This window comes from Microcoleus sp. B3-A4 (assembly GCF_036705385.1).
Classification (GTDB): domain Bacteria; phylum Cyanobacteriota; class Cyanobacteriia; order Cyanobacteriales; family Microcoleaceae; genus Microcoleus.
The window spans coordinates 99,786-109,724 of record NZ_JAUBUI010000011.1 but is presented as its reverse complement, the minus strand read 5'-3'; the positions used below and the strand labels follow the sequence as shown (position 1 = coordinate 109,724).

Genomic DNA, 9,939 nt, shown 5'->3' with positions numbered 1-9,939 from the left:
CACTACTAGAATTAATCGACATTTCAGGAGCGATTATCACCATTGATGCGATGGGGACTCAAACAGAAATAGTCCGACTGATTCGTCAGAAAAAAGGCGATTATGTCGTGGCACTAAAAAACAATCATCCCACTCTTTACAATCAAGTTAAAGACTGGTTTGAGACTGCAAAAACTCAGGATTTCCTAGGGATTGAAATGAGTTATGATTTCCGAACCGAAAAGGGACATCATCGCCTCGAAACTCGAAAAGTCTGGGCGGTATCAGTTGCCCAATTAGGAGGACTTTACAAGCAAGAGCAATGGGCCGGCTTACGCACTATTGTGATGGTCGAAAGAGTTCGTCATCTCTGGAACAAAACCACTCACGAGGTACAGTTTTACCTAAGTTCTTTACCAGTAGATGCCCAACTAAATGGTCGTGCTATTCGTCAACATTGGAGCATTGAAAACCAAGTGGATTGGAGTTTAGATGTGACTTTTAATGAAGATAAATCCCGGATTCGCTCGTTAAACAGTCCTCAGAACTTCGCTCTGGTAAGACGGATTGCCCTTAATGCGGTCAACCAAGAAACCACTCTCCAGCGTAGCCTGCGACAAAAAATCAAACGGGCTGCGATGAACAATGACTATATGATGCAAATTCTCAAGTGCTTTTGTCAAGCATGATTGAGATGCTCTTACCCTGAGGGGTTTTCCCGGATCTGTTCTACTGTTTCGCGGTCGCTAATTCCCAGTTTTTCTTTGATGATTAATGCTCCCAATGCCATCCGAAATGATTTGGCTGGTGCCCCCTTTTCTGTGGGGAAGTTTTCAGCATATTCTCCTTCAAATTCTGACCACGGAATTAGTTCGGCCATTTTTACCCAACGGTTGTCTGATGACAACCTTCCTCCAAAGGGCTGTTCAAACTCGGATGCGGGACTTGAGGCAAGCTCAGCTTTTCTGTACACGAGCGCACTGGGTGATGCAAGGGTTTTGTACTATTTTACCTGTTTATCTTGCACACTTTTCTTGATCGGACGATCGCATAACCAGGCCGTGTAACCTTTCTGCACTTATCCAGCAAGCCCTAATTCAATGACAAAATCGGGACAAAGGGGGATGAATTTTTCTCTTTGTTCGCGCGTCAAAGCTGACTAGCGGGATTTTTCTACCCAAGAAGCATCGGGAGAGCGATCGGCTTTATTGGGCAGAGTAAATCCTGTTGAGGAATCAAAGCCTTCACCGAGTTCGGTTTGTTCGTTCCACGTCCAGAGTTGAGCCCCTGCTGTTAAGTTGCGTTTCCCAGTTTCTCCTCCGGTTGGCGGCATGACAATTAATTCTCCGTTGGCATTCCGTTCTAGTTTAAATTCCGGGTTTTCTTCACACAGTTGATAAAACTGTTCTGAAGTTAGTTTGATGATGGAATAGAGGTTTAAGGTGATAGCAGTCATTGTTATTTACCTGCTGTTTGTAGGAACTTGATTAAGAATTAAAAATGGGATTAGTCATTTTTAATTCTTAATTCTTAACTTCTAATTCTACTGCAATTGCTTGATTCTGCTGAGGGCGTCTTGATAGGCGCTGGTTCTTCCGCCTTGCTTGTAAAGTTCTGCTGCTTTTTGAAAGTCGGCAATTGCCTTCGGTTTGTTTTTTTGATCTAGGTAGGCTTGATCTAGGTAGGCTAGAGCCCTGTTGTAGTAGGCGTCAGCAAAGCCGGGATTGGCTTCGATCGCCCGCGTGTAAGCCTCAATCGGGTTAGTGCGTGTCTCGGGAGTGCTGGCGATGGTCATGGCATTACCAATATTGAAATGCAATTCCGGGGTGTTGTTGGGTTTGAAAGAGAGTGCTTTGTTGAAAGCCTCGATCGCCTCGAAAGTAGATCCCTCATCTAAGTACACCAGTCCTCGAAAATAAAAGGCCTCAGCGTCTTTTGGGTTGAGGGTGGATAGGGGAACTGCGGTGGGGCGAGAATTGTCTACTTTCAAATCGGATTTGTTCATTCCCGCCGCCGCCAGTTTCGCCATAAAAGTATTGATCGGAACTGCTGCATTAAATCCCGTTTTAATCGGGGCGACTTCGCCGGAACTGGTTTGAGCAAAACCGAATTCGCCTTGTCCGTGCAAGCCGATGACTCGGCCTTCGGAGTCAAAAACTGGGCCACCACTCATGCCGCTCCAAGTTACGGCCTGATACCGCAAAGTGTAACCTTCCGGGCGGTTGCCGGGGCGGCTGGTAACGAGTCCGGGAGAGAGTTCTGGTTCTCTTTCGGCGCCGAAAAGTCCGCCCGTAGCGGGATAGCCGTAAACGAAGATTTGAGTGCCGATGACGGCTTGATCGGAATCTGCGATCGTCGCGACTGGATATTCTTCGGGGCTTTCAAATTTGACTACGGCTAAATCCGCCTCTGTTTCGGCTGTTTGCAGCCCGGTGACAGAGGTTGCTTGATAGTTTTTGCCTGTGGAGGTGCGAACTGTGTATTTGATCTCGGGTTTTTCGACGACGTGGTTGACTGTTAAAACTGTGTAAGTTTTGCCGTTTTTGGCAATAATTACGCCAGAACCGTCTCCTATGGAACTGTTAATTTGTACAGTCAGCGGCCCGGCAATGCTGGCGACTTCTTGGGGGGTTTTGGCGATCGCACTTTGGCTGATGATTATGGTTAAGGCAGCCGTAGTCCCTGCTAGCAAGGTGGTTAAGGTGTCGAAACGGGAAAAATTTACGTTCATGGTAGTTGCTGATTATATTAATTACCCTAGTTGGAAATTCAAACATCAAAATAAATAGCTTCATTTTGATGTTTGAACTCTTAAAGGCTAAGTTTATTGCAACTGTTTGATTCTGTTAATTGCGTCTTGATAGGCGCTGGTTCGGCCGCCTTGCTTGTAAAGTTCTGCTGCTTTTTGAAAGTCGGCAATTGCTTTCGGTTGGTCTTGGTTGTCCAGGTAAGCTAAAGCTCGGTTGTAGTAAGCGTCGGCAAAACCAGGATTGGCTTCGATCGCCAGCGTGTATGCTTGAATAGCATTGGAACCGCGAGTGGGACCGAGTTGGGACACGCTGGCGGTCATGAAAGTGCGGGCATTACCGATATTAAAATACAATTCAGGGGTATATTTGGGCTTGAAAGCGAGTGCTCTGTTGAAATCGGCGATCGCCTCCCAAGCATCTCCTTGATCTAACAGCGAAAGTCCTCGAAAATAATAGGCTTGGGCGTCTTGCGGATTGGCGGTGGATACGGGGCCGGTCGTTGGGGGAGTATTGTCTACTTTCAACTCGGATTTGTTTATTCCCGCCGCCACTAGCTTCGCGATAAATGTATTGATTGGAACTGCTGCGTTAAATCCCGTTTTAATCGGGGCGACTTCGCCGGAACTCGTTTGCGCGAAACCGAATTCGCCTTGTCCGTGTAAACCGATGACTCGGCCTTCGGAGTCAAAAACTGGGCCGCCACTCATGCCACTCCAAGTTACGGCCTGATACCGCAAAGTGTAACCTTCCGGGCGGTTGCCGGGGCGGCTGGTAACGAGCCCGGGAGAGAGTTCTGGTTCTCGTTCGGCGCCGAAAAGTCCGCCCGTCGCGGGATAGCCGTAAACAAAGATTTGAGTGCCGATGACGGCTTGATCGGAATCTGCGATCGTCGCGACTGGATATTCTTCGGGGCTTTCAAATTTGACTACGGCTAAATCCGGGTCAGTTTCGGCGGTTTGCAAGCGGGTGACGGCAGTTGCTTGATAGTTTTTGCCTTTAGAGGTGCGAACGGTGTATTTCACGTCTGCTTTTTCTACGACGTGGTTGACTGTTAAAACTGTGTAAGTTTTGCCGTTTTTGGCAATAATTACGCCAGAACCGTCTCCTATGGAACTGTTAATTTGTACTGTCAGCGGCCCGGCAATGCTGGCGACTTCTTGGGGGGTTTTGGCGATCGCGGGTTGGCTGATGACTATGGTTAAGGCTGCGGTAGTTCCTGCTAGCAGCGTGGTTAAGGTGTCGTAACGAGAAAAATTTATATTCATGGCTATGCGTAATTAGTAGTCGGGTAGCGGGATTTGCGGGAGAAAGGGCGATCGATCCTTGGTAGTTTTTCTTTTTTAGTTTTATTGGTGATTTGACGCAAAGGATCTCGGCTTTGTTCTTTAGTGATAATTTTACTCGCTTTTTTGTTCCGCGATTCGCTATTTCAATGTAGCGTGAGTACGCCGCACCTTACTTAATCTCAATGAATGCTGCCCAACTTACTTATTAAAACTTAAAAATACCTGACTCGAACTCGGTGGTTAGTTCTTCCTGAGTTATGGTTCCCCGTGCGACTCGCATGACTAAATCATAGGCTCGATCGTCCGTCAAATTCAGAGTGCAACCATTTAAACGCAAAAAGGTATTATCTGTCACTGGAAAATCCGTTCGTTTATTGCCGTCAATAAAGGGATGATTCATCGCTATGTGATAGAGATAAGCGGCCGCTTGTTCGCTAATTGTTGGATGCAAAAATTGACCGCCAAAAGTTGCTTTCCGTTGACCCAAAGCCGACTCTAACAAACTTTCGTCTCTGACGCCTGGAATGCCGGCAAATCTCTCTATCTGTCTGGCGTCGATACTTAAAACCATACTTTTGCTGACCAAATTAGGAGTTGGCAAGGCGACGCTAAACCTCCTTTCTTTCGCGTTCTGAATCTAGATAGGTCTGCCATGCTTTGGCTTCTAGTTTTTGTTGTTATTCTTCAGTCTTTAAGGAACGGACAAATTCAAGCACTTTCAGCAGCAAGGGTTCTGGTAATTGGTCGAGTTCTTGAAGAAGTTGGTCTTTTGCGGTCATGTTTCTTTCCTCCTAGTTATTTTACAACTATTTTATCCTAATGCATAAAAGTTTTGCAACCTAGAGATTGTACGCGATTATCTGTAAGGATACGGCACTGCCCTGTCCTTACAGATAACTTTTTTAAAATGAGATTACAACAATTTTACAACCAACTGATTAGATAATCAAATACTGTTCTATCGCACTTACAAATTTCGATCTTCTGCAACCCATTTAACGATAGCCTCAGTCAATCCGTCTAACGTATATTCTTTGGCTTCCACATCTAACTTACCCAATAAATTCTGACAACTTTTGGAAGTTTCCGGCCCGATCGATGCGATGCAAACGCTTTCCAACCAATCCTGAGATCCGGACAATTGCGGGCTTTGTTGTATGAGATTGCAAAAGTTATGCACGGTTTTTGAACTGGCAAATGTTATGATATTTACGGCTTGATTTTGGAGTGCGGAGAGGGCGATCGGATCAATATTTTCGGGACAGCAAGATTGGTAAGCTGGCACTTCTATTACTTGCGCTCCTTGGGCGCTGAATTCTTTTACTAAAACTTCTCTGCCGCCGCTTTCTACTCTCGGAAATAGGATTTTGCAGTTTTGCAAGTGATCGGGGAAGTTCTCGACTAGGGAATCGGCGACAAAGTTGGGGGGAATAAAGTCTGGTTGTAGAGAGTGCGATCGCAAACTTTCTGCTGTTTTTTTCCCTACAACTGCGATTTTAATACCAAACAAACTCCGGGCGTCTTTGCCTTTTGCTTGTAATCGTTGAAAAAAGCAGTCTACAGCGTTGTGGGAAGTGAGAATTAACCAGTGAAAGCTTGACAATTGTGCGATCGCACTGTCTAATGGTTCCCAGGTGGACGGCGGCCCAATTACCAAGGCGGGCATTTCGATAACGCGGGCTCCTTGTTGCTGGAGTCGATCGCTAAATTCAGCCGACTGAGAAACCGATCGCGTGACTAAAATGGTTTTTCCTGCTAGCGGCAATTGGCTGTTATTAGTGGTGACTGGTGTATCGATCATATTTGTGCTTTCTGGCTGGATTAAATATTCGCGCAATCTGACTACTTCCCCAATTACGATCACGCAAGGCGATAAAGATTGACCTGCTGTTTGCTGTACAATGTTGGAGAGAGTGCCCAGCCAAATTTGCTGTTCGGGGCGGCCGCAATCTCGGATAATGGCGATCGGAGTGTCAGTAGATCGTCCGTGCTTTTGCAATTGCCAGATGATCTCGCTTAAATTGCGCCCTCCCATCAATATTACCAAAGTTTCTATCTGCACTAATGCTTCCCATTCAAGAGCATCAGGTTCGTGGGCGCTCATCACTGCAAAACAGCGACTCATTACCGGATCTGTGAGGGGAATTGCTGCTAGTAAAGGTGCGGATAGGGCGGAAGAAATTCCGGGTATTACTTCAAACTCGCAGCCCGCTGTTTTTAATGCTTGAATTTCGGAACTGGAGCGACCAAAAATAAACGGATCGCCGCTTTTTAGCCGCACGACTTGTTTTCCTAATTTGCAATGTTCTACCAGCAAGCGGTTAATTTCTTGCTGCTGCGTGGAAGGTTTGCCGCCGCGTTTACCGACTTCGATTTTCCGACAAGTTGCTGGGATTAATTCGAGTTGCGGGATGTCGATTAGAGCGTCGTAGATTAAGACTTCGGCTTGGGATAGCAGTTTGTGCGATCGCACTGTCATCAAGTTACAATCTCCGGGTCCCGCACCGACTAGATAAACTTTCCCTTTGTGGTTTTTCACCATTCCTCCTCGATAGTATAGTTTTATGAATATTGCTAGCCTATAGTCAGGTACGCATGGTGCAGCCTACACTATAGTAAGGCGCGCATGGCGCACCCTACGGTATACTCAGCAGTTTGATTGTATAATAAAAGCTATTTATGCAGATTATCATCATCACGGCCGCCGATGCAAATTACTTTGAATTGGTGCGAGGCACTATTTTATCGGTGCGGGAAAAACCAGAGGGTGAAAATGTGGCGATCGGCTTTTTCGATCTAGGCTGCACTCCCGAACAGTTGCAGTGGCTGGAAAGACAAGTTAATATCATTCAAAAGCCAGATTGGGACTTTGATTTTCCGGGCAGAAATGAAGCTCCCGAACATTTAAAAGGACTATTAGTTAGACCTTGTTTGCGAAAATACTTTCCCAATTTTGATATATACATTTGGATAGATGCGGATGCTTGGGTTCAAGACTGGAGAGCAATTAATTTGTTGGTTGAAGGATCATCGCGCCGGGGACTGGCAATTGTTCCCGAAGTTCACAGGGCGAGCTTGCAGCAGTACGGACAACTTCCTCAATTTTGGCAGTGGGTTTATCAACAATATGAAGCTAACTTTGGTGAAGAAATCGCTAATAAATTATACAGTTATCCCATATTAAATGCCGGAGTTTTCGCCCTCCGCAAAGACGCTTTGCACTGGGAAATATGGGCGGAAAAACTCAATCAAGGATTGCAAAAGTCCGGCTGTGTTATGACAGATCAATTTGCCCTCAACCTAGCTGTTTACAGTGGTGAATTGTTCAATCTCACTGAAATGCTCCCAGCTTGGTGCAATTGGATATTCAACGGTTTTCCGGTTTGGGACAAGCAGCGAGGCTGTTTTGTGGAGCCGTACTTGCCGCAGGAGGCGATCGGCATTTTGCATTTAGCTGGCCGGCAGCAGTTTGACCGAGTACAATTGATGGCAACTGACGGCGACATACTGGAAATGAGTGTCCGTTATCAACCTAAAAAACAGCAAGCAATATCAATATTTAAAGAACCAAAAATGACTTACCAACAACCTGAAATTAGCAAAAATAATTTATTACATCCAGGGGATTATGTCTCGCAAGGGTTCCAAATAATTATACCTGACTCCTATTTCCCCAATATGATTATTGCCGATCCAAATACGAGTAACTGGCCTTATTTGCGCCGGGAAGTTCCGCATAATTGGTATGCAGACAAGCGCTATCCATTCATCGGGTTTTTGAATCGCGACGAAGCACACATCCTTTACAATACAGCTCTACAATTTAAAGGTAAAAAAGCCTTAGAAATAGGCTGCTGGCTAGGGTGGTCTGCCTGTCACTTAGCCCTCGCAGGAGTTGAGTTAGATGTCGTAGATCCGCTATTAGAAAGACAAGATATCAGACAAAGCGTAATCGATTCAATTCAAGGTGCTCTCAATGCGTCGGGAGTTCAAACGACCGTCGAGCTAATACCAGGCTACAGCCCCCAAAGAGTAGAAGAATTTTCCGCTCAATTCAACCGGAAATGGTCGTTAATTTTTATTGACGGAGAACACGGAGGTGATGGGCCATTAAATGATGCCATTGCGTGTGAAAAATTGGCTGAGGAAGATGCAATAATTTTATTTCACGACTTAACCGCTCCAGACGTTGGTAAAGGTTTAGATTACTTGAAGCAAAGGGGATGGCAAACAGTAGTATATCAAACAATGCAAATTATGGGGGCTGCTTGGCGGGGCAATGTCGAGCCAGTAAAACATCAACCCGACCCCAAGATTTCCTGGCAGTTGCCAGCACATTTGCACGGTTACAATATTAGCCATTTAGAGGCAATTAATTCTCAAATAAGCAGCCAAACCCATCAAAACCAACAGTCATCTTATACAAGAGATTTTGACCAATTAATCGGAGAAGGAGCTCGCAGTTCTGCTAGAGAAATTATTCCCCTGCTCTTAGACTTGCTGCAACCCATTTTACCTAAAAGTGTGGTGGATGTGGGCTGCGGTACGGGAAGTTGGTTAGCTGCTTTTCACAAGTTGGGAATTGCTGATTGTTTAGGAATAGATGGCGATTATGTCGATCGCACTCTTTTAGAAATTCCTTTAAATCAGTTCAAGTCTTACGACTTAAAGCAACCGCTGCAAGTAGAAAGAAAGTTTGATTTGGCTATTTCTCTGGAAGTTGGGGAACATTTACCCAGTACCTGTGCGGAAAACTTTGTTAATTCTCTAACTAAACTAGCACCAGTAATTTTGTTTTCCGCAGCAATACCATTTCAAGGCGGTGTCGAACACGTTAACGAACAGTGGCCGCAATATTGGGCTTATTACTTTCAGCAAAATGGTTTTGCAGTCATTGATTGCTTGAGAAAAAAAATCTGGAACAATGAAAAAGTAGAGCCTTGGTACGCTCAGAATATCTTAATCTTTGTCAAACAAGAATACTTATCGAAATATCCCAGGTTAGTAAATGAGTATCAAAATACCGATTTAAATCAATTAGCGATTGTTCATCCAAAGATTTATTTTTACGGCTTACAAGTGGCTCGAAATTCTAGCGAAAATTCACATTCAAACCATCCTGAAAGCGTTCAGCAAATTGCGGCTTCGCCACAGCTTGAAAGTCAACCTTTGATATCTGTGATTATTCCCTGTTACAATCAAGCTCATTTTTTGTCGCAAGCCGTAACTAGCGTTATCAATCAAACTTACAAAAATTGGGAAATAATCATTGTCAATGATGGCAGCTTAGATACTACTAGCACAGCAGCCAAAAATTTGATAGCAGCCAATCCCCAGCATCAAATTAGGCTAATAGAACAAGCTAATCAAGGGATATCAATGGCTAGAAATACTGGCATAGCGGCAGCAAACGGCGAATACATAATTCCCTTAGATGCCGATGATATTTTAGCTCCAAATGCTTTGACTTGTCTTTTAGAAATATGTCTAAAATCCCAAGTACCTTGCGTAGCATTTGGTTCTTATAAACTTTTTGGCGGTCATGAAAATTACACAATACCCAGCTATGATTTATATTCACCAAAAAAGCTCAAACAATTTAATATGATTTGCACGTCTTCATTGTATCACAAATCCGTTTGGAATTTGGTCAACGGTTACAAAGCAGAGATGAAAGAAGGTTATGAGGATTGGGAATTTTGGGTTAATTGTCACAAACATAGCATTCCTTTTTTTGGAACGAGAGAAATAGTTCTTAATTATCGTCGCGTTCATGGTTCTAGGAATGAAACTGCTCAAAGTTACCATCATAAATTGGTAGCACAAGTTGTTTCTTACAATCCAGAACTATACGATATTGAAAGTGTAAACAGTGCTAATAAACTATTGGAATCAATGGGAAATTAATCTTTTTTATAATGACT

At 44.4% G+C, this 9,939-nt stretch carries 6 protein-coding genes and 2 pseudogenes; 2 read left to right on the top strand and 6 right to left on the bottom strand.

Annotated features, from left to right (window positions below; all coding sequences use genetic code 11):
* Nucleotides 1–668 (top strand): ISAs1 family transposase (locus QUB33_RS08040; protein ID WP_333349241.1); only part of this gene is annotated, 668 nt, incomplete at its 5' end.
* A 20-nt stretch (nt 669–688) separates the two neighbouring features.
* Here the strand turns inward: QUB33_RS08040 and QUB33_RS08035 are convergent.
* From QUB33_RS08035 to cobA, 6 genes and pseudogenes are all read right to left on the bottom strand, one after another.
* Nucleotides 689–952, bottom strand: a pseudogene (locus QUB33_RS08035) (transposase); the annotation flags it as partial.
* A gap of 120 nt (nt 953–1,072) precedes the next feature.
* A pseudogene (locus tag QUB33_RS08030) lies at nt 1,073–1,435 on the bottom strand (Uma2 family endonuclease); the annotation flags it as partial.
* 87 nt (nt 1,436–1,522) lie between these two features.
* On the bottom strand, nt 1,523–2,710 hold the full coding sequence (locus QUB33_RS08025) for a tetratricopeptide repeat-containing serine protease family protein (RefSeq protein WP_333349239.1): 1,188 nt from the start codon (nt 2,708–2,710) through the stop codon (nt 1,523–1,525).
* Between the two features lie 93 nt (nt 2,711–2,803).
* The gene (locus QUB33_RS08020; protein WP_333349237.1) at nt 2,804–3,994 is read right to left on the bottom strand and encodes a tetratricopeptide repeat-containing serine protease family protein; all 1,191 of its coding nucleotides are present in this window, start codon (nt 3,992–3,994) and stop codon (nt 2,804–2,806) included.
* A 226-nt stretch (nt 3,995–4,220) separates the two neighbouring features.
* Nucleotides 4,221–4,586 carry a type II toxin-antitoxin system death-on-curing family toxin gene (locus QUB33_RS08015; protein ID WP_333349234.1) on the bottom strand — a complete coding sequence of 122 codons (366 nt, stop codon included), beginning with the start codon at nt 4,584–4,586 and terminating at the stop codon, nt 4,221–4,223.
* Nucleotides 4,587–4,982: 396 nt separating this feature from the next.
* Nucleotides 4,983–6,554, bottom strand: a complete 1,572-nt coding sequence (cobA, locus tag QUB33_RS08010; RefSeq protein WP_445299515.1) for a uroporphyrinogen-III C-methyltransferase — start codon at nt 6,552–6,554, stop codon at nt 4,983–4,985.
* 140 nt (nt 6,555–6,694) lie between these two features.
* On the opposite strand from cobA, the gene QUB33_RS08005 reads away from it, so the two are divergent.
* The gene (locus QUB33_RS08005; RefSeq protein ID WP_333349230.1) at nt 6,695–9,922 is read left to right on the top strand and encodes a glycosyltransferase; all 3,228 of its coding nucleotides are present in this window, start codon (nt 6,695–6,697) and stop codon (nt 9,920–9,922) included.
* Nucleotides 9,923–9,939 lie beyond the last annotated feature (17 nt).

Excerpts from the sequence above, each read along its gene's own strand:
- QUB33_RS08025 (WP_333349239.1), bottom strand. The coding sequence starts at position 2,710 with ATGAACGTAAATTTTTCCCGTTTCGACACCTTAACCACCTTGCTAGCA.
- QUB33_RS08020 (WP_333349237.1), bottom strand. The coding sequence starts at position 3,994 with ATGAATATAAATTTTTCTCGTTACGACACCTTAACCACGCTGCTAGCA.
- QUB33_RS08015 (WP_333349234.1), bottom strand. The coding sequence starts at position 4,586 with ATGGTTTTAAGTATCGACGCCAGACAGATAGAGAGATTTGCCGGCATT.
- QUB33_RS08005 (WP_333349230.1), top strand. The coding sequence starts at position 6,695 with ATGCAGATTATCATCATCACGGCCGCCGATGCAAATTACTTTGAATTG.